We start from the raw sequence: 25,381 nt of genomic DNA, 5'->3' as shown, positions 1-25,381 counted from the left end.
TTTCGCGGGCACGCCCGCTTCCACAGGGACCGCGCAACCCTGTGGGAGCGGGCGTGCCCGCGAAGAGGCCCTGAAGTCAGGCCGAAGCAGCAGCCCCTGCGCGCGCCACCGCCTTTCTCAAAAGCCGCTTCATCCGCCACTCAAAGCCAAAGGTCAGCGCCACCGCCGCACACGCCAGCCCCAGCGCCAGCCCCCACCAGATCCCCACCGCCCCACCGCCCAGGGTAAAGGTGAACAACCAGGCGCTCGGCGCCCCCACCAGCCAGTAGCACACCAGCCCGATCAGGAAGGTGGTCTTGGCATCTTTCAGGCCACGGATCGAGCCCATGGCAATCGTCTGCATGCCATCGAACAGCTCGAACCACGCCGCCACCATCAACAATTGCACGGCCACCTGGAAGATCGCGGCAAAGGCCGGGTCATTGCGGTCGATGAACAGCCCCACCAGCGCTTCGGGCAGCAGCAGGAACAGGGCGGCGAAGGCAAACATGATCATTGCCCCGAACCCGATACCCACGCGCCCGGCACTGCGCGCCGCCAGCAGGTTGCCAGCGCCGTAGTACAAGCCCACGCGCATGGTCACCGCATAGGACAAGCCCGTCGGCACCATGAACGCCGTGGACACGATCTGCAGGGCGATCTGGTGTGCCGCCAGTTCGGTACTGCCCAGCACGCCCATGCACAGCGCGGCGAAGGCGAACAGGCCCACTTCCACCATGTAGGTACCACCAATTGGCAGGCCCAGCCGCCACAGCTCGCGCAGGGCTGGCAGCGACGGGCGTGACAGGCCTTTGCGCAGCGGGTAGGCGGCGTAGGCCGAATGCCAGCGGATGTACAGGGCAAGGGCGATGGCCATGCCCAGCGATACCACTGCGGTGACCAGGCCGATGCCCATCAGGCCCAGCTTTGGCAGCCCGAACATGCCTTCGATCAACGCCACGTTGAACAGGTAGTTGAGCACCGTGCCGACCACACTGATCACCATCACCGGGGTCGAGCGACCCAGCGCGCTGGTAAAGCCACGCAAGGCCATGAAGGTCAGGTAACTGGGCAGCGCCAGCGGCAGCAGGGTGAGGAATTCGGCGGCCGAGGCAACGTTTTCGGGCTGTTGCCCGAACAGTAGCAGTACCGGCTCAAGGTTCCAGAGGGCCAGCGCGGCGATCAGCGCCAGGCCCCAGGCCAGCCACACGCCGTTCTGTGCCAGGCGGGTGGCACCTTCGATGTCGTTGGCGCCCTTGCGGATCGCCACCAGCGTGCCGACCGCAGCGATCACGCCCAGGCAAAAGATCGACACGAATGAGTAGCTTGCCGCGCCCAGGCCGCCACCGGCCAGCGCTTGCGGGCTGATACGGGCCATCATCAGGGTGTCGGTCAGCACCATCAGCATGTGCGCCAACTGCGAGGCGATCAGCGGCCCGGCCAGGCGCAGCAAAGCCTTGAGTTCTGTGGTGGGCGCGACATGCATGGGGTGGTCCTTTTTCCTGGGGAAAACAACGAAGGGCGATTCTGAGGCTTCGGTCAACTTTGCACAAAAGGATAAAAGCGATCCTTGGCATGAGTCTGACTCATGTATATATGCTCATTGGTGATTCGCTCCACAGTCCCGTATGGCAGGTGCCTCATGTCCCGACAGCTCCCTCCGTTGTATGCCCTGCGCGCATTCGAAGCTGCTGCACGGCTTTGCTCGTTCACCCGTGCGGGCGAAGAGCTGTCGATTACCCAAAGTGCTGTCAGCCGGCATATCCGTACGTTGGAAGAGCACTTTGCCTGCCGCCTGTTCGTGCGCAGTGGCCGCAGCCTGCAGTTGACCGAAGCGGCGCGGGTGCTGTTGCCCGGGGTGCGCGAAGGCTTTGCGGCGCTGGAGCGGGCCTGCGATAACTTGCGCGGCGAAGATGACATCTTGCGCATGAAAGCCCCATCGACCCTGACCATGCGCTGGTTGCTGGCGTGCCTTAGCCGGTTCCGCCACCTGCAACCGGGCAACGAAGTGCAGCTGACCAGCGCATGGATGGACGTCGACCATGTGGACTTCAACCAGGAACCGTTCGATTGCGCAGTGTTGCTCAGCGACGGCGTGTTCCCGGCGGAGTGGGAGGTGCGCAAGCTGTTTCCGGAGTTGCTGATCCCGGTCGGTGCGCCGGACCTGCTCGACGAAGAGCCTTGGGACGTGGGCCGGCTGGCCTCTATCGAACTGCTGCACCCCACGGTAGACAAGCGTGACTGGCGGGAATGGCTGGAGCGCATGGGGCTTGGCGACAAGGTTTCGCTCAAGGGCGGGCAGGTGTTCGACACCCTGGAGCTGGGCATGATTGCCGCTGCACGGGGCTACGGGATTTCCATGGGTGATTTGCTGATGGTGGCCGAAGATGTGGCGCAGGGGCGGTTGAGCCTGCCTTGGCCGACAGCAGTGCCCAGTGGGATGGACTACTACCTGGTATGGCCGCGCACCCGGCCGGGTGGCGAACGGTTGCGGCGCTTGAGTGATTTTCTGGCAGACGAGGTGGCGGCGATGGATTTGCCGGATGTGGAAATCCTGCCGCCTCTCTGATCGCCCGTACCGGCCTCTTCGCGGGCTCGCCCGCTCCCACACGGATCGCACAGGCTTCAATACTGTGTATTACCTGTGGGAGCGGGCAAGCCCGCGAAGAGGCCCGTACGGTTTTACATCGAACCCAGGTTCAACGCCTGCGCACAGGCCTGCAGCGAGCGGCGCTCGCTTTGCGCATACAGCGCCAGCTCATCCTGCACCGGCAGCCCGAGCGCCGCTTCGAACGCATCGCGGTTGGCATTGCTGCCGTATTCGGCCTGTGCATCGTCGCCCAGGTTGGACTGGAAGATCCCCGCCGCACTCACCGGCAGGAAGTCCTCATACACCAGCGCTTCGAAATGCACATGGCCAGCGTCGATCAGCCCTTGCAGGGTGGTCGGGCGGCCCTCCTGGTCACGTGCAGCCAGGCCTTTCTCAGTGGCAAAGTAGCGGAAGTACGCCAGGCCCTGTTCACGCATCTGCGCCAGGTCATCCGGGAATTCGGCAAAGGTATCTTTGAGCAAGGTCATGTAGCGCTCGGCATTGGCTTCGGCCGGTGCGCCACCCAGGGCGGCGCGGGTGGCGTCGAGCAGCTTGTCGTACAGCTGGCGGCCTTTCGGCGTCAGGGCCGCGCCACGTTGCTCTATCTCGCCAAAGCGCGCGGTGTGGCTGCCTTCGCTACCCTGCTGGTCGCTGAACGCGACCTTTTCCTGCAAGGCCTTGAAGCTGGTCTGGCGCAGCAGGATCGGATGGCGGCGGGTGGGCGGGCCTTCGACCACGGCCTTCGGCGGGATGCCCTTGGCCGGCATGCCGAGCTGGATCGCATCGATGTCCAGGGTGCGTGGGGTGAGGTGGTTGATGTGTGGGCCCTTGAAGGCCACCACATCGGCAATCAGGCGGTGCTGGTCGTGCAGTTGCTGGTACTGCTCGGCGGTGACGGTGGCGTCATGGTGCCAGCGGAAGGTGTGCAGCGCTTCCTGCACGAACGCTTCGGCATCGGCTGCGTTCAGGCCGCCATCGCGCTCGCACTGGGCGATCAGTTCCAAGGCGCGGGTGGTGAAGATCTGCCGCTTGGCCAGGATGCTCTGTGCCAGCTCACGCAGCTGCGGGTTGTCGATCAGCTCCAGGCGCAGCAGCGAGGTGAACACACGGAACGGGCTGACGTGCAGCGACTGCTCGTGTACTGCGCGGAAAGCGGTGGAGTGCACCGGCACGCCGGCGGAGCTCAGGTCGTAGTAGCCGACCGGTTGCATGCCCATGACGGCAAACAGGCGGGCGATAGTGGCCAGTTCTTCAGCGGTGCCGACGCGGATGGCGCCGTGGCGTTCGTGGTCCAGGCGCTCGATTTCGCCGGTCCAGCGCAGGGCTTCGGCAACCTTGGGCTGCTGGGCCATGACCTGCTGGTTGATTTCGCTCACCAGCTCCAGCAGCGTGCCGTACAGCGGCACTTCCTGTTTGTACATGAGCGACATGGCGGCAGAGAACTGCGCGCGGATGCTGTCTGGGCTGACGAAATCGTGGGCGGGCATCGCTAGCTTCCTGGTTGGGTTCGGACGCTTACATGAAAGCTGGGAATGCACTTGGCTCACAAGCGAAAAAAAGTGAGTGTGTCATTCCTTTTTTGATCGACCTTCAGGGCCATTGGGGCCGCAAAGCGGCCCCGGCAATCTCAAGGCTGAAGCTGCTCCTGAATCCACTCCACCAACGCCCGCACCTTGGGCACCTCCGCCGCATGCTCGGCATACGCCAGGTAATGCGCCCCGGCACTGCGCATCGCATGGTTCCACGGCACCACCAGGCTCCCTTCCGCCAGTTCCTTCGCCGCCAGGTAACGCGGCACCAGCGCCACCCCGCAACCGGCCTGTGCCGCGCTCAACGCCATATAGAACGTATCGAAGCGCGGACCGTGGTAGGCGCTGACGCTCTGCAATCCCAGCTCCAGGAACCACTCATGCCAGGCCTCCGGCCGCGAAGTGCTTTGCAGCAGCACCAGGTCGGCCAGGTCTGCAGCATCGCCCAGCGTGCGCCCGGCCAGCAGCTCCGGCGCACACACCGGCACTACTTCCTCACGGAACAGCTCCACGCAGGTGGCCCCCGGCCACGTGCCTTGGCCATAGAAGAACACCACGTCCGCCGAGCCCTGCAGCAGGGCGAACGGCTCCATCTCGTTGCGGATGTCCAGGTGGATGTTGGTGTGGCGTTTGCCAAAACCCTTGAGGTGCGGGATCAACCAGCGCACGCCAAAACTCGGTTGAGTGGCTACCTTCAATATCTCGGTCTGCTCGCCGTAGGTGAGCACGTAGCGGCTGGACATATCCACCTGGGTGAGGATCTTGTTGACCTCGGCCAGGTACAGGCTGCCGGCTGGGGTCAGTTGCAAGCGCCGCCGGATGCGCAGGAAAAGGTGGTGGCGCAGCATGTCTTCAAGCTGCGCCACCTGCTTGCTGACGGCGCTCTGGGTCAGGTGCAGTTCTTCGGCGGCACGGGTAAAGCTCAAATGGCGGGCTGCAGCTTCAAAGCACTGCAGGGCGGTCATGGATGGCACCAGGCGTTTGGACATAGCGGTCTCTGCGGCTCAAATCATTACCTGACGGAATGATATGCGGAATAAAGGTCGTTTGTTGTACCTATGTGATCGGATTAATACTGATCCACATCATTTTTCCACCCCATCACCGATGTAGGAGATGCACAAATGGTTGCTGGATTGCTCGAGCGCCTTGGCGTTGCCGCCGAGGCTTATACCCAGGGCGACTACCCTGTTCACACGCCGATCGACGGCAGCCAGATCGCCTCGGTGAAACTGCTCGGCAAGGCCGAGACCATCGCGCGCATCGATCAGGCCCAGAGCGCTTTCGACGCCTGGCGCACTGTGCCGGCCCCGCGCCGTGGCGAACTGGTGCGCCTGTTCGGTGAAGTGCTGCGTGAGCACAAGGCCGACCTGGGCGAGCTGGTCTCGATCGAAGCCGGCAAGATCACCCAGGAAGGCCTGGGCGAAGTGCAGGAAATGATCGACATCTGCGACTTCGCCGTGGGCCTGTCGCGCCAGCTGTACGGCCTGACCATCGCCTCCGAGCGCCCGGGCCACCACATGCGTGAAACCTGGCACCCGCTGGGCGTGGTTGGCGTGATCAGCGCCTTCAACTTCCCGGTCGCCGTCTGGGCCTGGAACACCGCCCTGGCCCTGGTGGCCGGTAACTCGGTGGTGTGGAAACCGTCTGAAAAGACCCCGCTGACCGCCCTGGCCTGCCAGGCGCTGTTCGAAAAAGCCCTGAAAGCCTTCGGCGACGCCCCGGCTGGCCTGGCACAACTGGTAATCGGTGGCCGTGAAGCCGGCGAAGCCATGGTCGATGACCCGCGCGTACCGCTGGTCAGCGCCACCGGCAGCACCCGCATGGGTCGCGAAGTCGGCCCACGTGTGGCTGCCCGCTTCGGCCGCAGCATCCTCGAACTGGGCGGCAACAACGCCATGATCCTGGCGCCGAGCGCCGACCTGGACCTGGCCGTGCGCGGCATCCTGTTCTCGGCTGTCGGCACCGCCGGCCAGCGTTGCACCACCCTGCGCCGCCTGATCGTGCACCGCTCGATCAAGGACGAAGTGGTTGCCCGCGTCAAAGCCGCCTACGGCAAAGTGCGTATCGGCGACCCGCGCAAGGACAACCTGGTGGGCCCGCTGATCGACAAGCTGTCGTTCGACGCCATGCAGGGCGCGCTGGCCAAGGCCCGCGACGAAGGTGGCCAGGTGTTTGGTGGCGAGCGTCAGCTGGCCGACCAGTACCCGAACGCCTACTACGTGTCGCCTGCCATTGCCGAAATGCCGGCGCAGAGCGACGTGGTGCGCCACGAAACCTTCGCCCCGATCCTGTATGTGCTGGCCTACGACGACTTCGAAGAGGCCCTGCGCCTGAACAACGAAGTGCCACAAGGCCTGTCGTCGTGCATCTTCACCACCGACATCCGTGAAGCCGAGCGCTTCCAGAGTGCTTCGGGCAGCGACTGCGGTATCGCCAACGTCAACATCGGTACCAGCGGCGCCGAGATCGGCGGTGCGTTTGGTGGCGAGAAGGAAACCGGCGGTGGTCGTGAGTCGGGTTCGGATGCCTGGAAAGGCTACATGCGTCGCCAGACCAACACCGTGAACTACTCGCGCGAGCTGCCGCTGGCGCAGGGTATCGTGTTCGACTGATTCGATGCTGGATGGCCGGGGGCAAAGCCCCCGGTTCGCGGCACAAGGCCGCTCCTACACAGGCATCGCGATCTCCTGTAGGAGCGGCCTTGTGCCGCGAATGGGCTGCGCAGCAGCCCCAACAAGAACAAATTGCTGGAGCCGGCCATGTCCGAACTGCGTCAAGAATGCTTGTGGGAATTCGTCAGCAAACCGACCGTTGCCGCCCAGGCCCTGGCCGGTGAGCACAAGGCTGATGTCTGCGTGATCGGCGGTGGCATCACTGGCCTGTCGGCGGCCATCCACCTGCTCGAACAGGGCAAGTCGGTGATCCTGCTTGAGGCCTGGAAGATCGGCCACGGTGGCTCCGGGCGCAACGTCGGCCTGGTCAACGCCGGTACCTGGATCCGCCCCGACGACGTCGAGGCCACCCTTGGCCAGAAGCAGGGCAGCCGACTGAACAAGGTGCTTGGCGAAGCCCCGGCTGAAGTGTTCGCCATGATCGAGCGCCTGGGCATCGACTGCCAGGCCCAGCACAAAGGCACGCTGCACATGGCGCACAACGCCACCGGCATCGCTGACCTCGAGGCCCGCCACGAACAATGGCGCCGCCGTGGTGCCGACGTGGAGTTGCTGACCGGCACCCAGTGCCAGGAATACTGCGGTACCAACAAGATTTCCGCCGCGTTGCTCGACCGCCGCGCCGGCACCATCAACCCCATGGGCTACACCCAGGGCCTGGCGGCTGCCGTGGCGCGCCTGGGTGGCAAGCTGTTCCAGCAGTCTTCGGTCGAAGGCCTGGAACGTGATGGCGATGGCTGGCGGGTGAAGACTGCGCGTGGCTCGGTGCGCGCCGACAAGGTGGTTGTTTCCACTGGCGCGTACACCGAAGGCGACTGGAGCAACCTGCAGAAGCAGTTCTTCCGTGGTTACTACTACCAGGTGGCGTCCAAGCCGCTGCAGGGTGCCGCGGCCGACAAGGTACTGCCACATGGCCAAGGCTCGTGGGACACCCGCACCGTGCTTAGCAGCATCCGCCGCGACGATCAGGGCCGCCTGCTGCTCGGCAGCCTGGGGCGGGTCGACAACAAGCCGGCGTGGTTTGTGCGCAGCTGGGCAGACCGTATCCAGAGCCACTACTACCCGGAGCTGGGCAAGGTCGAGTGGGAAATGCACTGGACCGGCTGTATCGACTTTACCCCTGACCACCTGATGCGCCTGTTCGAGCCGGCGCCAGGGTTGGTTGCGGTTACGGGTTACAACGGGCGGGGCAACACCACGGGTACCGTAATCGGCCGTGCGTTTGCGGAGTTTCTGCTCAAGAGTGACGCGGACAGCCTGCCGATTCCGTTCTCGCCAATGAGCGGCGTGAGTGCGCCTTCGCTGCGGACCGCATTCTACGAATCCGGCTTCTCGCTGTACCACGCGGGGCAGTGCCTGAGGGTTGTGTTGTAAGTACTGGCCTCTTCGCGGGCACGCCCGCTCCCACAGGAATCGCGCAGATGCTGAAGCCTGTGGGGTTCTTGTGGGAGCGGGCATGCCCGCGAAGAGGCCGGCCAGGTTTACTTGTGCAACCAGCTGAGGAAGCCGCCTTTCTTGATCAGGGCCGGCTTTTGCAGCAACAACGACTCCCGGCTTTGCCGCCGGAACCGCTGCAGTTTGCTCAACGCCGTCTGCACCTCGCCACGCTGCTGCAAACAGCTCTTCACCTGTTCCTTTTCGATGCGGTACAGCACGCAACCGGTCAGTGTGCGGAACTCGGCGAACGAGTCATCCTCATCGATGATCCCCTCGATCCCCAGCACCTCACCCGGACCCATGCGCCCAGCCTCGATCCGCTTGTCGCCATCACGCACCGACGCCGACACCACCCCGCTGCCAATCACCAGCAGGTGCTCGGAATGCTCACCCACGCCCAGGATCACCTGGTCCGCCAGGTACTCCACCGCCGTCATGCGCTGGCTCAGCGCGTCACGCTCCTCATCGCTTAGCGAGCGGAACACCCGCACTTCGTCCAGCACCTCGCGCTGGCGGCTGCGCGGCGGCACGGCCAGGTCCACGTTCCACATCACCCCGCTGGCCTCCAGGTGCCGGTGGGCAAGGTCGAACAGCTGATTGCGTGCGTCGCCCTTGGTGCCCGCGTCGGCCACGAAGCCGCTGGCCTCGTACTCCACGGACTCCAGCGTCGAGGCCTTCACCGTCACCTTCGGCTTTGGGGTCGCAAGAATGGCACTCACGCCCTGCAAGGCCTTTTCCAGCGTATCGAACACCCGCTTGGGCCGCACCTTGGCCGGCACCACCACGCTGATCGACACCCCATGCACATCGGCCGGGCGGCTGTGGTTGAGCAGCCGCGCCTTGGCCGCGACCGAGTTGGGTATCACCGCCAGGCTGCCGGTGCCGGTCAGCAGCCGCGTGGCGCGCCAGTCGATGTCCAGCACCTTGCCTTCGGTGCCGTCGATGGAGATTGAATCGCCAATCTGATAGGGCCGCGTGGTGTTCAGCACGATGCCGCTGAACACGTCCGCCAAGGTGCTCTGCAACGCCAGGCCGATGACGATGGCCATCACCCCGGACGTAGCCAGCAAGCCCTTCACCGGCAATTGCATCACATAGCCCGCGGCAGCCACTACAGCGACCAGAAAGATCAACGCCCCCAGCACATCCTGCAGCAACCGCCCGCCATGGCTGCCCCGGGCCACCAGCAGCAGGCCGAACACCACCGTGACCGTGCGCGCGCCAAACAGCCACCAGCCGATGGCCAGTACCGTGGCCATGAGGTTGCGCGAGACATCGTCGGGCCAGGGTGGCGGTTGCAGCGGGCTCATGCCGGCGGCCACCAGCACCGAGCTGAACAGCAGGAATATCACCAGCCGCGTGCCGATGCGCCAGGCGCGGCGCTGCATGGGGATGACTTGCCAGAGCACGAGGTCGAGCAGGATGAGGGTAGTGCCGAGCAACAACGGGGACGACTGGATGAACGCCAGCATGGTGGTCTCGGGGGTGAGGGGAGGGCTGTGGGTAGTAATAGAGCAGGTTTGCCGGGCAGGCAATGCAAGCCTGTGCTGGCCCCTTCGCGGGCTTGCCCGCTCCCACAGGTAAAGCGGTGGTTGTGAATCTTGTGCGATCCCTGTGGGAGCGGGCGAGCCCGCGAAGAGGCCAGCAAAACTAACGCCAATCTATCGTTCCTAAAACAGAACGCTAAAGCCAAAAACCGCTGTCTACCGCTCCAAAGGTGATGGTTTTAATCTTCTCCCATCAACGCGAAACACCCAACTTACTGAAGACAGAAACCCTTAGGAGCAACGACCATGACCAACTTCAAATACAACCGCCTGAACAAAGACGACGCTGCCGTACTGCTGGTCGATCACCAGGCTGGCCTGCTGTCGCTGGTGCGTGACATCGAACCGGACGCTTTCAAGAACAACGTGCTGGCCCTGGCTGACCTGGCCAAGTTCTTCAACCTGCCGACCATCCTCACCACCAGCTTCGAGCAAGGCCCCAACGGCCCGCTGGTCCCCGAGCTGAAAGCCCTGTTCCCGGATGCGCCGTACATCGCTCGCCCCGGCCAGATCAACGCCTGGGACAACGAAGACTTCGTCAAGGCAGTAAAGGCCACCGGCAAGAAGCAGCTGATCATCGCCGGCGTCGTGACTGAAGTGTGTGTTGCTTTCCCGGCCCTGGCGGCCCTGGAAGAAGAGTTTGATGTGTTCGTGGTGACTGATGCCTCCGGCACCTTCAACGCCATGACCCGCGACGCCGCCCACAACCGCATGAGCCAGGCCGGTGCGCAGTTGATGACCTGGTTCGGCGTAGCGTGCGAGCTGCACCGCGACTGGCGCAACGACGTTGAAGGCCTGGCCGCGCTGTGCTCCAACCACATCCCGGACTACCGCAACCTGATGACCAGCTACAACGCCTTCAACGCCGGCAAGTAAGCCGACGTCCCCGGGCACCGCCAGTCGGTGCCCGCCAAGGCCAGCACACCCATCCAATCCTCCGCCCGTTCACCGTTGCACAGTGGATGCGGGCAAGCTCATCCAAAGGAACGCCGATGAACACTGCACTCCAGGACAACCGTGAAGTGGTGACCGTATGCCTGCAACACCAGGTTCTCGCTAGCCCGACGGGCGCCACGCCGGCCCAGCCGCCGCGCTGGAAGCAGGCGCTGCTGACCTACCTGGTGATCTGCCCGATGACCATGATCATTCCGCAGCTGCTGGCGCCGCTGTTCGCACGCTTTCCGCAGGTGGGCGGCCCGATCACAGGCAACCTCATCGTCAACCTGTTCGTCATCCTGCCCGTGGTGTTCTACATCATGCCTTGGGTAACCCGCCGCTGTGCCAACTGGCTGCGCGGGCAGCACAAAGTATGAACACGGCTAACCTTCTTCAACCCACCGCACATCCATCCAAGCCCTGACCGTGCATCAACCGGCATGCTTCGCAGTCGCCCTGCCGGCCCCAGTCGGAGAAGCCTATGTCCCAGGACCGCAACGACAAGACCCGTCGCCAGTTCCTCGCCACCAGCACCGTGCTCGGTGCCGCCGGCGCGCTCTGGTCTGCATTGCCCTTCGCCGGCCAGGCCGGTTCCGCTTACGCATCCATCCAAGGAGGTTCCATGACCGCTGACCTGATTCTGTTCAATGGCAAACTGCACACCGTTGACCGCGAAAAGCCCACCGCGACTGCTGTCGCCATCAAGGATGGGCGCTTCATCGCCGTGGGCAACGACGCCGAGGCCATGGCCCACAAGGGCACTAGCACGCAGATCATCGACCTCAAGCAGCGCACGGTCATCCCCGGCCTGAACGACTCGCACCTGCACCTTATCCGCGGTGGCCTGAACTACAACCTGGAGCTGCGCTGGGAAGGCGTGCCGTCGGTGGCCGATGCCCTGCGCATGCTCAAGGACCAGGCTGCGCGCACGCCCACCCCGCAGTGGGTACGCGTGGTGGGTGGCTGGAACGAATTCCAGTTCGCCGAAAAACGCATGCCAACCCTTGAAGAGATCAACCAGGCTGCGCCCGATACCCCGGTGTTCCTGTTGCACCTGTATGACCGTGCGTTGCTCAACCGCGCCGCGCTAAAGGCTGTCGGCTATGACAAGGCCACCCCGAACCCGCCGGGTGGCGAAATTCAACGCGACAAGTTCGGCAACCCGACCGGCATGCTGATCGCCCGCCCGAACGCGATGATCCTCTACGCCACCCTGGCCAAAGGGCCGAAGCTGCCGCTGGAGTATCAAGTCAACTCGACGCGCCAGTTCATGCGTGAGCTGAACCGCCTGGGCCTGACCAGTGCCATCGACGCCGGTGGCGGCTATCAGAACTTCCCTGACGACTACTCGGTCATCCAGGAGTTGGCCGACAACAACCAGCTGACTGTGCGCATCGCCTACAACCTGTTCACCCAGAAGCCCAAGGAAGAGCTGGACGACTTCAAGAAGTGGACCTCCAGCGTAAAGCTGCACAGCGGCACCGACTTCCTGCGCCACAACGGCGCAGGCGAAATGCTGGTGTTCTCCGCCGCCGACTTCGAGGACTTCCTCGAACCGCGCCCGGACCTGCCACAGACCATGGAAGAAGAGCTGGAGCCGGTGGTGCGTCACCTGGTCGAGCAACGCTGGCCGTTCCGCCTGCACGCCACCTACAACGAATCGATCACGCGGATGCTTGACGTGTTCGAGAAGGTCAACCGCGACATCCCGTTCAACGGCCTGCCGTGGTTCTTCGACCACGCCGAAACCATCACCCCGCAGAACATCGAGCGCGTGCGCGCCTTGGGCGGTGGTATCGCCGTCCAGGACCGCATGGCCTTCCAGGGTGAGTATTTTGTCGACCGCTACGGCGCCAAGGCTGCCGAGCAGACCCCGCCCATCAAGCGCATGCTCGACATGGGCGTACCGGTGGGTGCCGGTACCGATGCCACCCGCGTGTCCAGCTACAACCCGTGGACCTCGCTGTACTGGCTGGTCAGCGGCAAGACCGTCGGCGGCATGGAGCTGTACCCGGAAGGCCTGGATCGCGATACCGCACTGCAACTGTTCACCCAGGGCAGTGCCTGGTTCTCCAGCGAGCAGGGCAAGAAGGGCCAGATCAAGGTGGGCCAGCTGGCCGACCTGGCGGCGCTGTCGCTGGACTTCTTCAGTGTCGATGAAGAGGCGATCAAGGGCATCGAGTCGGTGCTGACCATCGTCGATGGCAAGGTGGTGTACGGCGCTGGCGAGTTCGACAGGCTTGGCCCGCCGCAGGTGCCGGTACTGCCGGAGTGGTCGCCAGTGGCCAAGGTGCCGGGGCACTGGCGCGTCGGTACGCCATCGTTGGCAGCCGCCGTGCACCAGTGCAGCGGGCCATGCGGCGTGCATGCGCACAGCCATGAAAAGGCCCGGCATTCGAGTGTGCCGGTGAGTGACTTCCAGGGCTTCTGGGGTTCGCTGGGTTGTTCCTGCTTTGCTTTCTAAGCTGCTTTGCCTGGATAAATGACGGCCGCTTCGCCGGACAAGCCCGCTCCCACAGGTTCACCACCCATCCCGAGGGCAGTGGGGTAACTTGTGGGAGCGGGCTTGCCCCGCGAAAGGGCCGTTACTGACAGCCACCGACTCACGCCATGTCGCTGATCGCAAATTCCTCAGCCAGATGATCGATCAGCGCCCGCACCGACGGCAATAACCCCCGCCGCGACGGGAAGATCGCATGCACGATGCCGCAACGCGGATGCCACTCAGGCAGTAATTCCACCAACCGCCCCGAAGCCAGGTCCTCGCGGACCGCCACCCGCGGCAAATGCGCGATCCCCACCCCAGCCACCACGAAATGGCGCAGGGCAAACAGGTCGTCGGTCACCATGCGCGGTGTATGCGGGATGACGATGCTGCGGCTGTTGTCCTCACCCTGGAACAGTTCCCACTGGTACTCGCGCTGGGCGCTGCCCCAATGCACGCTCGGTAGCGTGCCCAGCAGCTGTGGGTCAAACCCTTTGGGCAACTGCGCCAGGTAGTGCGGCTGGCCGACCAGGCACTGGGTGCTGTTGCTCAGCACCTTCATCACCATGTCGGTGTTCTCCAGCGGCGGAAAGCGCACGCGCAGGGCGATGTCGAAGCCCTCGTGCAGCAGGTCGACGCGGCGGTTGGTGCTCTCGATGAACAGTTCCACCTGGGGGTACTTGAGCATGTAGCGGGTCAGCATCGGCCCGACCCAGGAGTTGAGCAGGGTGGTGGGGCAACTGATGCGAACCAGCCCGCGTGGCTCGCTGCGGTTGCGCTCGATGATTTCCGCCGCGCCCTCGGCCTCCACGCGCATGGCCAGGCAACGGTTGTAGTAGGCCTGGCCGATTTCGGTCAGCGAACAGTGCCGGCTGGTGCGGTGCAGCAGGCGCACGCCCAGGCGGTCTTCAAGGTCGGCGATGCGCCGGCTGAGTTTCGACTTGGGCATGTCCAGCGCCCGCCCGGCCGGGGCGAAGCCGCCGTGCTCCACGACTTGGGTGAAGTAGTAGAGGGAGTTGAGGTCTTCCAATGATCGTTCTCCAAACGGAACGCTAAGGACGGTTTTCGCAGTCTAGTGCAGCAAAGGTGATGATTTTAATCTGTGCCCATCAACGCGAAACCCCCCGGATTGCTGAAAAATTCATAACCCTTAGGAGCACAGACCATGAGCAAATTTACCTACAACCGCCTGAACAAAGACGACGCTGCCGTACTGCTGGTCGACCACCAGGCTGGCCTGCTGTCCCTGGTGCGCGACATCGAGCCGGACAAGTTCAAGAACAACGTACTGGCCCTGGCTGACCTGGCCAAGTTCTTCAACCTGCCAACCATCCTCACCACCAGCTTCGAGCAAGGCCCTAACGGCCCGCTGGTGCCAGAGCTGAAAGCGCTGTTCCCGGATGCGCCGTATATCGCCCGCCCAGGCCAGATCAACGCCTGGGACAACGAAGACTTCGTCAAGGCGGTGAAGGCCACTGGCAAGAAGCAGCTGATCATTGCCGGTGTGGTGACTGAGGTCTGCGTAGCCTTCCCGGCGCTGTCGGCGCTGGAAGAAGAGTTCGATGTGTTCGTCGTGACCGATGCCTCCGGCACCTTCAACGAAATGACCCGCGATGCCGCCCATGACCGCATGAGCCAGGCCGGTGCGCAGCTGATGACCTGGTTCGGCGTGGCCTGCGAGCTGCACCGCGACTGGCGCAACGATGTCGAAGGGCTGGCTGCGCTGTGCTCAAACCACATTCCGGATTATCGCAACCTGATGACCAGCTATAACGCGGTGACTGCGGGTAAGTAACACTAAGTAACCTGATGATTGGCCTCCCCTGAGGCGATATCGTTGACTTGATCGTAGAGTGTTGTTAGCGTTTGACTTGAGCGCGAAACCAGCTGCCATTCAGCGGCACTAGCTGGCGTAGGAACCCCGTCGATGGCTGAATCATCAGCGTCGGGTGAGACCTCCACACCCCCGCTTGAGGGTGTGTATATGAATATCAAGCGCAAATACAGGGCCACTGGTGACAGTGGCCCTTTTTTTCGTCGGCAAAAAAGTGTACCGCTTGTAGAGCAGCTTTCCGTGGCGATGTTTATTCAATGCTTTTGCATCGCACTGCATGAAATTCCACAGCATTTTGCCGTTGTCGAGTGTCACGATTACCAGCATCTGCCGCCTGGTTTCGTAGGCGCCGATGAACGCCAGTCTGCAGGTATCATTGGTGTAAGCGACCTTCCATACCTCAAATGGTCCGATTAACGTATCCAGCGCTACTTTCACATAGCGTTCCCGGGCGTCCTGTCTCTTCTCGACGATGTGGTGGATACAGCTGCGCAGAATCCGGATGTCGCCCATTGGGCTGCTGATGCTTACTTCCTCAGTTTTTTCGCTGTCGAAGCCCAGCTGCTGCGCAGCAACCTCGATTGCAGCGTCATGCGAATCAGCAGGCGCTAGTTCTTCGATAGCCTGGGTGCGTAGATCGCGCGCAAGTGTTCTGAGGTCGGGTAGTTGTTCGTCCAGCCAGGACATCTGGCCTTTGTTCTCGGCAATTGTTGCGGCTGGGTTTTTGGGTCTCAATGAGATACCTGACGGGGAACAGTCGCTGATGCGGCGGCGGGCCAGGTGAGCCTATGCCGAAGTGTTCCCCCGAACAATCAGACGGAGGGTGACGCGTTTTGTAGGTCGTTTCCTGAATGTCGGTAGAGCAGGCTGATCATTGCAGCCTGCTCAAAGCTTATCCAATGCGCTTCAACTTATTGGCTGTGACTCAATCCCATCCAGCAGTGCCTCAACCAATCCTTCTGCCATTTCGATTGCATTCAGGTTGCTCCAGAACAGGCTTTTGCCGGTGTCATCCAGATGCTCCAAGGCTTTGTAGCCGCAGTCGTAGGCGCCGCGCAGGTACTGGGCGACATGCACCAGGGCGTCGTGGGCGGAGACACCCGGGTTTACTGTGAACAATGGGGGATGGCCGGCATCGCAGTGGCTGAAAGGGCGTTGTGTGGTGTTGGGGAGGGGTGGATCCGGAACAATCTTTTTCATTGCTGTAAGCTCTCTAGGTTGTACTGCAACCATCCGTTTCCACGCGAAGGGTGGCAGTTGTACGCGGGGTGGAAAACCGGTGAGAGGCAACCCGGTAGGCCATACGGCCTCCCGCGCACAACTGCCATTGAAGACAGCACCTCAGACCGAGACGGGTTTCCACACCCGATCGCTGAACCGACAGCGACCCGGTCAGCCAAGAGAGCAGGCCTTCCCCGGACAATCAGACGTGCGTCGACACGGTGTGTAGGATAAATCCTCGGGGACGGCGTTAACGTAGGAAATGGTTGGCTGGAAAGTAGGACCTTGCTGAGAATCGGACGATTCTGTGATGGTTTTTTTGGGGGCGCGTAATGGCGGCGACGTGATCGTCAGGAGGTTGCAGGATGGCCTCCAAGTGCCAGGCGATAGGTTTTTGGCGCCTGTGAGATCGAGCGCCGCCCGCGCGGCGCTCGATCTCACAGGCGCCACAACCCTCAAGGCGTACGACAAAAACTCTCAATCCGCATCCGAATCAAACAACCGCTCCAGCTCCACCCGCGCCTCCTTGGCCGTCTGCATCACCTTGGCCCGGTCATCGCGTACCCGCCCCTGGGCCACCAGCACTTCTTCGTCATGCTGGGTAAACCGCGCGATACGGTCCGCGGCCTGTTCATCGCTCAAGCCCAGCCCTACCAGTGCCCGACGGGTCATCTCCAGGCTGGAGTAGAACGTCTCGCGAATCGGCTCGGCGCCTGCATCCACCAACTTGTGCACATGCTGGCGGTTACGTGCTCGGGCGAGCACCTTCAGGTGTGGGTACAGGCGCTTCACCCGTTCGGCGGTATGAATGGCGGCTTCTGGGTCATCGATGGTGATGATGAAGTACTCCGCTTCACCCACCTTGGCGGCGTGCAGCACCTCGGGGCGCAGTGGGTCGCCGTAGAACACCGGCACCTGTTCGAACATGCGGGTCATCTCGATGGTGTCCACCGAGGTTTCCAGGGCAATGAACGGGATCTTCTGTGCCCGCAGGATGCGTGCGACGATCTGGCCCATGCGGCCCATGCCGACAATCACCACCCGCGGTGTATCCGTCTGGATCTGCTTATACTGCTCGGGCACTTCACGCGCCGGTTGCGGGCGTTTGAGGGCGCGGGCGCAGCCCAGCATCAGCAGCGGGGTGATGGCCATGGACAGGGTAATGGTCATCAGCAGCAGGTCGTAGGTCTGGGTGTCGAACAGGCCTTGGTCCTTGCCCAGCTTGAACACCACAAAGGCGAACTCGCCACCGGCCGCCAGCACCATGCCCAGGCGCAGGGCGCTGGCGCTGTTCAGGCCACCGACCAGGCGGCCGACGCCTATCAGCAGCGCCAGCTTTACTGTCACCAGCGGCAGGGTCAGGCCCAGCACCACCAGTGGCATGTCCAGCAGCAGGCGCAGGTTGGCGCCCATGCCCACGCTGATGAAGAACAGCCCCAACAGCAGGCCCTTGAACGGCTCGATCTGCGATTCCAGCTCGTGACGGTATTCCGAGTCGGCCAGCAGCAGGCCGGCGAGGAAGGCGCCAAGGGCCATGGAGATGCCGGCTTCTTCCATCAGCCAGGCTGTGCCGATCACCACCAGCAGCGCGGTGGCGGTGGACACTTCCGGCAGGCCGGTGCGGGCCACGGTGCGGAACACCGGGCGCAGCAGGTAGCGGCCACCGACGATCACCACGGCGATGCTGGCGAATACCTTCAGGCCGTGTTGCAGGCTGTCGCCATGGCTGGTGTCCGGACCACTGGCGGCCAGTAGCGGCACCAGGGCGATCAGCGGGATCGCGGCGATGTCCTGGAACAGCAGGATGGCGAACGCCAGGCGGCCGTGCGGGGCGTTGAGCTGCTTGCTCTCGGCCAGGCTCTGCAGGCCAAGGGCGGTGGACGACAGCGCCAGGCCCAGGCCGAGCACGATGGCTGCTGGCAGCGTCTGGCTGAAGCCGAACAGGGCAATGGCACCGATCAGCGCGCCGGTCAGCAGCACTTGGGCGGTACCCACACCGAACACCGACTTGCGCATCAGCCACAGACGCTTGGGCGACAGTTCCAGGCCAATGATGAACAGCAGCAGGACCACGCCCAGCTCGGAAATGTGCGCCACGCTCTCGGTGTCGCGGATCAGGCCAAGTGCCTGCGGGCCGATGGCTACACCGGCCAGCAGGTAGCCGAGCACGGCGCCCAGTTGCAGGCGCTTGGCCAAGGGGACGGCGACGACGGCAGCGAGTAGAAAGATCACCGCGGTTTGCAGAAGGCTGCCTTCGTGTGGCATTGGCTCTTACTCCATGAGCTGCCGGGGCAGCGTTTGAACAGTTTGGCCGACGATTCTGAGGGGTGAGGTGGCATCAGACAATCAGCTGCCCGGAAGAAACATTGTCCCGTAAAAAGGGACAGTTGCCGCGGGCCGTTGCCAATTGCAGGTTCTGCTGATGGGGCTGAAATTTCCAGGGCCGCTTTGCAGCCCTCATCTAACTGCTCCCCGGCCGGTACTGCAGGGCCTCGGCCAGGTGCGGCCGGCCAATCGCCTCGCACCCCTCCAGGTCCGCCAGTGTTCGTGCCACTTTCAATAACCGGTGCGCTGCCCGCAACGACAACGTCAACCGTTCGCATGCCCCTTCCAGCCAGGCCTGGTCCGCCGCGGCCAATCCGCAATGGCGGCGCAACCCTTCGAGGTCGAGAAACGCATTCACACACCCTTGCCGGCGCTGCTGTACCTCCCGCGCCTGCGCCACCCTTGCAGCCACATCGGCACTGGCTTCACCACAGGGCTGGTTGTTCAGCGTGGTGCTTTCGCGGGCCACGGTCAGGTGCAGGTCGATGCGGTCCAGCAGCGGCCCGGACAGCTTGTTGCGGTACCGCGCGATCTGCTCGGTGCTGCAACGGCAGCGGCCAGTGGGGTCGCCCAAGTAGCCGCAAGGGCATGGGTTCATCGCCGCCACCAGCTGAAAGCGTGCCGGAAAGCGCACCTTGTCGCGGGCGCGGGCAATCACGATCTCGCCCGATTCCAGCGGCTCGCGCAGTACCTCCAGCACACGCCGCTCGAACTCTGGCAGCTCATCGAGAAACAGCACGCCATGGTGGGCGAGGGTGATTTCGCCCGGTTGCGGACGGCTGCTGCCACCGACCAGTGCCGGGCCGGATGCGGAGTGGTGGGGGTGGCGAAAGGGGCGCTGCGGCCAGCTGCTGAGCGGTGTATGCCCGCTGACCGACTGGATGGCCGCCACCTCAAGTGCCTCGTGCTCGTCCAACGGTGGCAGCAGCCCTGGCAGGCGGCTGGCGAGCAAGGTCTTGCCGGTGCCGGGTGGCCCGGTGAATAGCAGGTTGTGCGCCCCAGCCGCCGCCAGCATCAATGCGCGTTTGGCCGCCAGCTGGCCTTGCACCTCGCTCAGGTCAGGGTAGGGACGTTGATGCAGGACCAAACCGTTGGCCGCGTAAGGCGCCAGCGGCACCTGGCCGTTCAGGTGGGCGACCAGCTCCAGCAGGTGCCCCACCGCATACACCACCAGCCCGCCGGCCAGGCTGGCTTCCTCGGCATTCTCCCGTGGAACCACCAGCGAGCGGCCCGCCTCGCGTGCCGCCAAGGCCGCCGGCAGCACGCCTTGCACCGCCCGCAATTTGCCCGACAACGCCAGTTCGCCCAGGCACTCGACCTCTGCAAGGCTGGCCGTGGGCACCTGGCCGTCGGCGGCCAGGATGCCCAGGGCAATGGCCAGGTCGTAGCGCCCGCCGTCCTTGGGCAAGTCGGCGGGGGCCAGGTTCTGGGTTATGCGCCGCTGTGGGTAGTTCAGCCCGGAGTTGACGATGGCACTGCGTACCCGGTCCTTGCTTTCCTTGACCGTGGTTTCTGGCAGGCCAACCAGGGTGAGATGAGGCAGGCCGTTGGCCAGGTGGGTTTCGACGCTGACCGAGGGTGCCTGCACACCCACCTGGGCGCGGCTGTGGACGATGGCTAGGGACATGGACGCTCCGTTGTCGCTGAAAAAGGGCCGCTTCCTGCGGCTGGGTCAAGGATAGCGATGGTGGCCACGACAGGCGCAACAAGTGTGCGTCGTGGTTTTGCAGAGCAGGTTTTTTCCCTGTGTTTTCTTAAAAATCGGCAAAAAATGGATCCAATAATCTTTGCGCAGGTGCGTGGTATGGCTTAGTGTTGTTGGGCAAATGCCGTTGCCATGGGATGGCACAGCGTCTTCTTTCAAATGGACTTGAGGTATTGCGCCGTGCAAACGCTCACCCACATGCGCCAGGTCATCCGCGAACTGGTGCAGGCCAAATCATTCATTGAACTCACCTGCTTTTTCGACAGCCTTGAGGCGCAATGGCGCCAAGCCCCGCCCGGCGAGTTCCCGGCCTACCTTGTGGCCATCGAAGGGCACATGCTGGTCGACCCGCAAAGCCAGGGTGACAGGGCCCTGAGCCAAGTTATCAAAGCCTGGATTCACGCCTGCCCGAAGGCTTATCACCCACAGGTGGTAATGGGCATGCACTGCTTCCACCGGGCTTGCCAGGTGCAGGGTGCTGGCCAGCACAACGCTGCGCGCTTGCTGGCCGTTGAGCAAATATGTGAAACCGCGACCGCGCACCTGTTGCGTGCAATGGACCGCTGCGCAAAACCCGTGGCAGCGGCCATTGGCATGCTGCGTATCAGTGCGCAGCTGCGCGAGCCTGGCTGGTTGATCGAACTGTTTCAGGGGCAGCCTGCGCGGTACAGGCCCAGCGCCCATGCCGATGTGGAAGTGCAGGAAGCCGCGGCGCCATTACTGGTGAAGCATGGGTTGTTGCCCTTGGCCGAGCTGCCCCAAACGTTGCCGGCGTGCCTGAGCAGGCGGGTCGATCACGAAAACGAAGCACCACGCTATTACTGGTTGCGCCATGCGCTGGTGGCCCGCCCTGGTTGTTTCGAAGCGGTCCAGGCCCTTGCCGTTTACCTGCTGCCCCGTTGGGGTGCCAGTTTCGATGCGCTGGAGCTGTTGGCCAATGGACCGTTGTGCGAGGCGTGGGACGAAGCGCTGCGCAATGCGTTGCGCTGGATGGCCGTGGAAGAACGGCTGAAGCTGCCACATGCCGAGCAGTTGCAGGCCGTCGCCGATTGGCAGCAACTGTTCGATGCCTGGCTGCAACGCCCGCTAAGGCCCAGGGAAAGCGCCGTCGTGCTGGCTTGGCGCGGCGCGCTGCGTAGCAGTGCCTTGCAAGACCATGCCGGCGGCATGCGCGATTTCGCCGCGAGCTTGGCATGTAACGCCGATCACGGTGCCATCGCTGCCATGGGCGAGCCATTTCGCTGCCTGGTCGGGCTGATAGTTCGCGATGGCATGGCAGATGAACACCAACTGTTGCGCACCGCCATCGAGCGCCTGTGTGAAGGCCGCTCGCATGCTGGCGCCTGTGCAATGCGTGCTGCCGGGCATCGCTTCGGCCTGTGGGGGCTGCCACGTTCGGCCGAGCAGGCAAGGCTATGGTCGCAGGTGGCGGTAACGCGCCAGCGCGCGGGCCAGGCGCCAGGCTTCGAGGTGCTCGCTGTTGCGCGGCTGCTGTGGGCTGCCAACCGGCATGAGGTGGCGTGTTACCTGTACGAGCGCTGTGCCGAGCTGAGCTTGCCGGGGGCTGCCCTAGGCCTGTACGAGCTGCACAGTGGCGGCCTGGGCAACACCCCGGCGGACTATCTGGATGACGAGGCGGCTGAGTATTGGCTGCAGCGTGCGGTAGAGGCGGGCAGCAGGCAGGCCAAGTACAACCTCGCCTGCCTGCGCATGGATGGCGATGAGGACCTGAATGAGCGAAGTGCCATGCTGGCTGTCAGGCGCCTGCTGGTCGATGCATTGGGTAATCCGCAGACCAATGCTCGCGCGCGCTTGCATCTGGGAATGCTGTTGCGCCAGTTTGGCGAAGTGCAGGAGCGATCCGAGGCGGTTGCCTACCTGTCGAGCCTGGTCGAGCACCCGGACGCGTGGATTGCCGGGCGTGCCAGTGCCGAACTGGGGTTGGCCTGGATGCAGGGGCGCGGCACCCGCAAGCAGAGCCGTTTTGCCGCCATCGAATGGGCCAACCGTGCGGCTGCCTTGCAGCCTGGGGATTCAGCCATCGAAGACATCCAGGCCGAGATCCTCAACTCGCACAACCGGGTGAAGACCCTGGTTACCCAGTGTGGTGCGACCTTGTTTCGCGGCACCTTGCACGCCAGCGAGTTGCCGCCGAAACAGTCAGTACCCGAGCCGGCCCGGCTACGGGCCTCGGCCTGATACCCTCAGGGCTTGGCGCCGAGGATAATGTGCGAGGCCTTGATCAGTGCAGTGGCCTTCACACCCGGTGCCAGGCCCAGCTCCTGCACGGCTTCGCGGGTCACGATGGCAAACACCTCGGTGCCGCCGGCCAGCTTCAGCACCACTTCGGCATTCACTGCACCATCACCCACCCGCACCACTTCGCCTTCCAGTGCGTTACGGGCCGATAGCTTGTAGCCTGCGGCGTCGGTCAGCAGTACCACCCACGGCGCCTTGACCAGCGCCACGGCGTCTTTGCCGACGTTGATGCTCAGTTTATGCAGGCTGGCCATGGTGACCACCGCTACCAGCTTTTCGCCGCCCCCCAGGGTCAGCTCGACTTCGGCATTGACCGCGCCGGGCTGAACGTTGGTGACTTTGCCTTCAAAAACATTGCGTGCGCTGACTTTCATGGGGAACGCTCCGTGTATCGGTTGTTATTCCTGCGCGCCGGGCGTCATGCGTGCTTCCAGCTCGGCAACTTGTTTTTCCAAGGCCTCCAGGCGAGCGCGGGTGCGCGCAAGCACGACCATCTGGCTGTCGAATTCGTCACGGCTGACCAGGTCCAGCTTGCTGAAGGCACCTTGCATCAGCACCTTGAACTGGCTTTCCAGTTCTGCGCGGGGCTGTGCAGTATCGCTGCTGAACAGGCGCGAGGCCTGGTCGCTCAGGGCATCGAGAAGGGCTTTGGGCGCAAGCATGGGGCAGTCCACTGAAACTGAGAATGGCCGGCAGTGTAGCACGCACAAACCTGACGTTTGAGTGCACGTTTTTCGCGCAATGCGCCCTGCTTGTGCGCACCGGAACTGTGCATGTTTCCCATGCTGGCGACTGGCCAATCCCGACCCTTTCGCATAACTCGCTGTTTTCTGGTGATTTGCCGGAACTGGCAAGGTTTCTGCAAAGACCTGTACGAGCCATGCACTGATGCAGTTCTTTGTGACCAAGCAGTGCGCACGCGGAGCCGGATGCCGACGACGCGTTACAAAGCCAACCGCTGCGCTTAGACTTGAGACGGGTTTGTTTTCCTGGGGCAAGTCCACCAAATCGGGAGAGAGTTTCATGAAGCTAGTCACAGCCATCATCAAGCCGTTCAAGCTGGACGACGTGCGCGAGTCGCTGTCGGAAATCGGCGTGCAGGGCATCACTGTTACTGAAGTCAAAGGCTTCGGCCGGCAGAAGGGCCACACCGAGCTGTATCGCGGTGCTGAATATGTGGTCGATTTTCTGCCCAAGGTGAAGATCGATGTCGCCATCGATGACAAGGACCTTGATCGGGTAATCGAAGCCATCACCAAGGCAGCCAACACCGGCAAGATCGGTGACGGCAAGATTTTCGTGGTGAATCTGGAGCAGGCGATCCGCATCCGTACCGGCGAAACCGATACCGACGCGATCTAAGCAGCAAAAAAGCCTCACCAAACCCAACGCCCCAGGAGAAAACAACATGACTCTGCGTAAGATCGCAGGGCTAGGAGCCCTATTGTCCCTCGTAATGCCCGGGCTTGCCCTGGCAGAGGAAGCTGCCCCAGCGCTGAACTCCGGCGACACCGCCTGGATGCTGACTGCAACGGCGCTGGTGCTGTTCATGACTATCCCCGGCCTGGCCCTGTTCTATGGCGGTATGGTGCGTTCCAAGAACGTGCTGTCGGTGATGATGCAGTGCTTTGCAATCACCGGCCTGATGAGCATTCTCTGGGTCGTCTACGGCTACAGCATGGCCTTCGATACCACCGGTATGGAAAAGGGCGTGCTCAACTTCAATTCCTTCGTCGGCGGCTTCTCCAAGGCCTTCCTCAGCGGCGTAACGCCCGAGAACCTGACCTCGGCCACCGCGCTGTTCCCTGAAGCGGTCTTCATCACCTTCCAGATGACCTTCGCCATCATCACCCCGGCACTGATCGTGGGTGCTTTCGCCGAGCGCATGAAGTTCTCCGCGATGCTGGTGTTCATGGGCATCTGGTTCACCCTGGTGTATGCGCCGATCGCGCACATGGTGTGGAGCGGTGACGGTGCACTGATGTGGGACTGGGGCGTACTGGACTTCGCTGGCGGCACCGTGGTGCACATCAACGCGGGTATCGCAGGCCTGGTTTGCTGCCTGGTGCTGGGCAAGCGCAAGGGCTACCCGACCACGCCGATGGCCCCGCACAACCTGGGCTATACCCTGATGGGCGCCGCCATGCTGTGGATCGGCTGGTTCGGCTTCAACGCAGGCTCCGCCGCTGCCGCCAACGGCACCGCTGGCATGGCCATGCTGGTCACCCAGATCGCCACCGCTGCTGCTGCACTGGGCTGGATGTTCGCCGAGTGGATCGGTCACGGCAAACCCAGCGCCCTGGGCATCGCTTCGGGCGTGGTTGCCGGCCTGGTTGCCATTACCCCGGCTGCAGGTACCGTGGGCCCGATGGGCGCCCTGGTGATCGGCCTGGCTTCGGGTGTGATCTGCTACTTCTGCGCCACCACCCTCAAGCGCAGGCTCGGCTATGACGACTCGCTGGATGCCTTCGGCGTGCACGGCATCGGCGGCATCATCGGTGCCATCCTAACCGGTGTGTTCGCAGCCCCGGCGCTGGGCGGCTTCGGTACCGTCACCGATATCGGCATGCAGGTCTGGATCCAGGCCAAGGGCGTGATCTTTACCGTGGTCTACACCGCCATCGTCACCTACGTGATCCTCAAGGTGCTGGATGTGGTGATGGGCCTGCGGGTCAACGAAGAAGAAGAGTCGGTCGGCCTCGACCTGGCTCAGCACAACGAACGCGGCTACAACCTGTAACTGCGACGCGGTAAAAACTTGCCCGGCTTGCCGGGCATTTTTTTGCCAGATTTTCAGCATTTCGCGCTTGGCAAACGGTTTATCCGTCACGTTCGCGACGTAGGTAAAAAACTTACAAG

The 25,381-nt window shown here is 63.2% G+C and carries 21 protein-coding genes; 10 read left to right on the top strand and 11 right to left on the bottom strand.

What is annotated here, in order from left to right:
• Nucleotides 1–76 precede the first annotated feature (76 nt).
• Nucleotides 77–1,465 (bottom strand): NorM family multidrug efflux MATE transporter, encoded by a 1,389-nt coding sequence (locus WF331_RS13940; protein ID WP_016502208.1) that lies wholly within the window; start codon nt 1,463–1,465, stop codon nt 77–79.
• A 156-nt stretch (nt 1,466–1,621) separates the two neighbouring features.
• Between WF331_RS13940 and WF331_RS13935 the strand changes: the two genes are divergently transcribed.
• Nucleotides 1,622–2,548 (top strand): LysR substrate-binding domain-containing protein, encoded by a 927-nt coding sequence (locus WF331_RS13935; RefSeq protein ID WP_016502207.1) that lies wholly within the window; start codon nt 1,622–1,624, stop codon nt 2,546–2,548.
• Nucleotides 2,549–2,661: 113 nt separating this feature from the next.
• On the opposite strand, the gene hglS is transcribed toward WF331_RS13935, so the two are convergent.
• Nucleotides 2,662–4,056, bottom strand: coding sequence for a 2-oxoadipate dioxygenase/decarboxylase HglS (gene hglS, locus WF331_RS13930; protein ID WP_059394531.1), 1,395 nt, complete (start codon nt 4,054–4,056; stop codon nt 2,662–2,664).
• Nucleotides 4,057–4,196: 140 nt separating this feature from the next.
• Nucleotides 4,197–5,087 (bottom strand): LysR family transcriptional regulator, encoded by an 891-nt coding sequence (locus WF331_RS13925; RefSeq protein WP_049275904.1) that lies wholly within the window; start codon nt 5,085–5,087, stop codon nt 4,197–4,199.
• A 135-nt stretch (nt 5,088–5,222) separates the two neighbouring features.
• Here WF331_RS13925 and amaB point away from each other — a divergent pair, with 135 nt between their 5' ends.
• The gene (amaB, locus tag WF331_RS13920) at nt 5,223–6,713 is read left to right on the top strand and encodes an L-piperidine-6-carboxylate dehydrogenase (protein ID WP_012274799.1); all 1,491 of its coding nucleotides are present in this window, start codon (nt 5,223–5,225) and stop codon (nt 6,711–6,713) included.
• 147 nt (nt 6,714–6,860) lie between these two features.
• On the top strand, nt 6,861–8,147 hold the full coding sequence (gene amaA, locus WF331_RS13915; protein WP_284359205.1) for an L-pipecolate oxidase: 1,287 nt from the start codon (nt 6,861–6,863) through the stop codon (nt 8,145–8,147).
• Between the two features lie 107 nt (nt 8,148–8,254).
• Here amaA and WF331_RS13910 read toward each other — a convergent pair whose 3' ends face one another.
• Nucleotides 8,255–9,682: a mechanosensitive ion channel family protein gene (locus WF331_RS13910; RefSeq protein WP_340623006.1), complete on the bottom strand. Its 1,428-nt coding sequence runs from the start codon at nt 9,680–9,682 to the stop codon at nt 8,255–8,257.
• Between the two features lie 321 nt (nt 9,683–10,003).
• On the opposite strand from WF331_RS13910, the gene ycaC (WF331_RS13905) reads away from it, so the two are divergent.
• From ycaC (WF331_RS13905) to WF331_RS13895, 3 genes are all read left to right on the top strand, one after another.
• Entirely contained in the window at nt 10,004–10,633 is a 630-nt protein-coding gene (gene ycaC / locus WF331_RS13905) for an isochorismate family cysteine hydrolase YcaC (RefSeq protein ID WP_016502202.1), read from the top strand.
• A gap of 116 nt (nt 10,634–10,749) precedes the next feature.
• The gene (locus WF331_RS13900; RefSeq protein WP_016502201.1) at nt 10,750–11,070 is read left to right on the top strand and encodes a hypothetical protein; all 321 of its coding nucleotides are present in this window, start codon (nt 10,750–10,752) and stop codon (nt 11,068–11,070) included.
• Nucleotides 11,071–11,315: 245 nt separating this feature from the next.
• Nucleotides 11,316–13,157, top strand: a complete 1,842-nt coding sequence (locus WF331_RS13895; protein ID WP_162471789.1) for an amidohydrolase — start codon at nt 11,316–11,318, stop codon at nt 13,155–13,157.
• A gap of 139 nt (nt 13,158–13,296) precedes the next feature.
• Here the strand turns inward: WF331_RS13895 and WF331_RS13890 are convergent, their stop codons facing one another.
• Nucleotides 13,297–14,208 carry a LysR substrate-binding domain-containing protein gene (locus WF331_RS13890; protein ID WP_016489788.1) on the bottom strand — a complete coding sequence of 304 codons (912 nt, stop codon included), beginning with the start codon at nt 14,206–14,208 and terminating at the stop codon, nt 13,297–13,299.
• Between the two features lie 135 nt (nt 14,209–14,343).
• Here WF331_RS13890 and ycaC (WF331_RS13885) point away from each other — a divergent pair, with 135 nt between their 5' ends.
• The gene (ycaC, locus tag WF331_RS13885; RefSeq protein ID WP_284359198.1) at nt 14,344–14,973 is read left to right on the top strand and encodes an isochorismate family cysteine hydrolase YcaC; all 630 of its coding nucleotides are present in this window, start codon (nt 14,344–14,346) and stop codon (nt 14,971–14,973) included.
• A gap of 144 nt (nt 14,974–15,117) precedes the next feature.
• Here the strand turns inward: ycaC (WF331_RS13885) and WF331_RS13880 are convergent, their stop codons facing one another.
• The 4 genes from WF331_RS13880 to WF331_RS13865 form a co-directional block, all read right to left on the bottom strand.
• Nucleotides 15,118–15,699, bottom strand: coding sequence for a PBECR2 nuclease fold domain-containing protein (locus WF331_RS13880; protein WP_340623005.1), 582 nt, complete (start codon nt 15,697–15,699; stop codon nt 15,118–15,120).
• A 219-nt stretch (nt 15,700–15,918) separates the two neighbouring features.
• Nucleotides 15,919–16,212: a hypothetical protein gene (locus WF331_RS13875; RefSeq protein ID WP_284359193.1), complete on the bottom strand. Its 294-nt coding sequence runs from the start codon at nt 16,210–16,212 to the stop codon at nt 15,919–15,921.
• A gap of 498 nt (nt 16,213–16,710) precedes the next feature.
• A complete protein-coding gene (locus WF331_RS13870) occupies nt 16,711–18,498 on the bottom strand; it encodes a monovalent cation:proton antiporter-2 (CPA2) family protein (protein ID WP_284359190.1) in 1,788 nt (595 codons plus the stop codon).
• A 196-nt stretch (nt 18,499–18,694) separates the two neighbouring features.
• A complete protein-coding gene (locus tag WF331_RS13865; RefSeq protein ID WP_340623004.1) occupies nt 18,695–20,185 on the bottom strand; it encodes a YifB family Mg chelatase-like AAA ATPase in 1,491 nt (496 codons plus the stop codon).
• 258 nt (nt 20,186–20,443) lie between these two features.
• Here WF331_RS13865 and WF331_RS13860 point away from each other — a divergent pair, with 258 nt between their 5' ends.
• A complete protein-coding gene (locus WF331_RS13860) occupies nt 20,444–22,462 on the top strand; it encodes a DUF4034 domain-containing protein (RefSeq protein ID WP_340623003.1) in 2,019 nt (672 codons plus the stop codon).
• 5 nt (nt 22,463–22,467) lie between these two features.
• Here the strand turns inward: WF331_RS13860 and WF331_RS13855 are convergent, their stop codons facing one another.
• The gene (locus tag WF331_RS13855) at nt 22,468–22,896 is read right to left on the bottom strand and encodes a TOBE domain-containing protein (protein ID WP_016502195.1); all 429 of its coding nucleotides are present in this window, start codon (nt 22,894–22,896) and stop codon (nt 22,468–22,470) included.
• Between the two features lie 24 nt (nt 22,897–22,920).
• Nucleotides 22,921–23,184 (bottom strand): accessory factor UbiK family protein, encoded by a 264-nt coding sequence (locus WF331_RS13850; protein WP_049273661.1) that lies wholly within the window; start codon nt 23,182–23,184, stop codon nt 22,921–22,923.
• 361 nt (nt 23,185–23,545) lie between these two features.
• Between WF331_RS13850 and glnK the strand changes: the two genes are divergently transcribed.
• Nucleotides 23,546–23,884, top strand: a complete 339-nt coding sequence (gene glnK / locus WF331_RS13845; protein WP_002555808.1) for a P-II family nitrogen regulator — start codon at nt 23,546–23,548, stop codon at nt 23,882–23,884.
• Between the two features lie 46 nt (nt 23,885–23,930).
• Complete coding sequence (locus WF331_RS13840; protein ID WP_016502193.1) at nt 23,931–25,262, top strand: ammonium transporter; 1,332 nt, start codon at nt 23,931–23,933, stop codon at nt 25,260–25,262.
• Nucleotides 25,263–25,381: the final 119 nt, after the last annotated feature.

Source organism: Pseudomonas sp. YNh, from assembly GCF_037993085.1.
GTDB lineage: Bacteria > Pseudomonadota > Gammaproteobacteria > Pseudomonadales > Pseudomonadaceae > Aquipseudomonas > Aquipseudomonas putida.
This window is presented reverse-complemented; position numbering and strand designations above follow the sequence as displayed.

Coding starts and splice junctions, on each gene's coding strand:
- WF331_RS13940 (WP_016502208.1), bottom strand. CDS start 1,465: ATGCATGTCGCGCCCACCACAGAACTCAAGGCTTTGCTGCGCCTGGCC.
- WF331_RS13935 (WP_016502207.1), top strand. CDS start 1,622: ATGTCCCGACAGCTCCCTCCGTTGTATGCCCTGCGCGCATTCGAAGCT.
- hglS (WP_059394531.1), bottom strand. CDS start 4,056: ATGCCCGCCCACGATTTCGTCAGCCCAGACAGCATCCGCGCGCAGTTC.
- WF331_RS13925 (WP_049275904.1), bottom strand. CDS start 5,087: ATGTCCAAACGCCTGGTGCCATCCATGACCGCCCTGCAGTGCTTTGAA.
- amaB (WP_012274799.1), top strand. CDS start 5,223: ATGGTTGCTGGATTGCTCGAGCGCCTTGGCGTTGCCGCCGAGGCTTAT.
- amaA (WP_284359205.1), top strand. CDS start 6,861: ATGTCCGAACTGCGTCAAGAATGCTTGTGGGAATTCGTCAGCAAACCG.
- WF331_RS13910 (WP_340623006.1), bottom strand. CDS start 9,682: ATGCTGGCGTTCATCCAGTCGTCCCCGTTGTTGCTCGGCACTACCCTC.
- ycaC (WP_016502202.1), top strand. CDS start 10,004: ATGACCAACTTCAAATACAACCGCCTGAACAAAGACGACGCTGCCGTA.
- WF331_RS13900 (WP_016502201.1), top strand. CDS start 10,750: ATGAACACTGCACTCCAGGACAACCGTGAAGTGGTGACCGTATGCCTG.
- WF331_RS13895 (WP_162471789.1), top strand. CDS start 11,316: ATGACCGCTGACCTGATTCTGTTCAATGGCAAACTGCACACCGTTGAC.
- ycaC (WP_284359198.1), top strand. CDS start 14,344: ATGAGCAAATTTACCTACAACCGCCTGAACAAAGACGACGCTGCCGTA.
- WF331_RS13880 (WP_340623005.1), bottom strand. CDS start 15,699: ATGTCCTGGCTGGACGAACAACTACCCGACCTCAGAACACTTGCGCGC.
- WF331_RS13875 (WP_284359193.1), bottom strand. CDS start 16,212: ATGAAAAAGATTGTTCCGGATCCACCCCTCCCCAACACCACACAACGC.
- WF331_RS13870 (WP_284359190.1), bottom strand. CDS start 18,498: ATGCCACACGAAGGCAGCCTTCTGCAAACCGCGGTGATCTTTCTACTC.
- WF331_RS13865 (WP_340623004.1), bottom strand. CDS start 20,185: ATGTCCCTAGCCATCGTCCACAGCCGCGCCCAGGTGGGTGTGCAGGCA.
- WF331_RS13855 (WP_016502195.1), bottom strand. CDS start 22,896: ATGAAAGTCAGCGCACGCAATGTTTTTGAAGGCAAAGTCACCAACGTT.
- WF331_RS13850 (WP_049273661.1), bottom strand. CDS start 23,184: ATGCTTGCGCCCAAAGCCCTTCTCGATGCCCTGAGCGACCAGGCCTCG.
- glnK (WP_002555808.1), top strand. CDS start 23,546: ATGAAGCTAGTCACAGCCATCATCAAGCCGTTCAAGCTGGACGACGTG.
- WF331_RS13840 (WP_016502193.1), top strand. CDS start 23,931: ATGACTCTGCGTAAGATCGCAGGGCTAGGAGCCCTATTGTCCCTCGTA.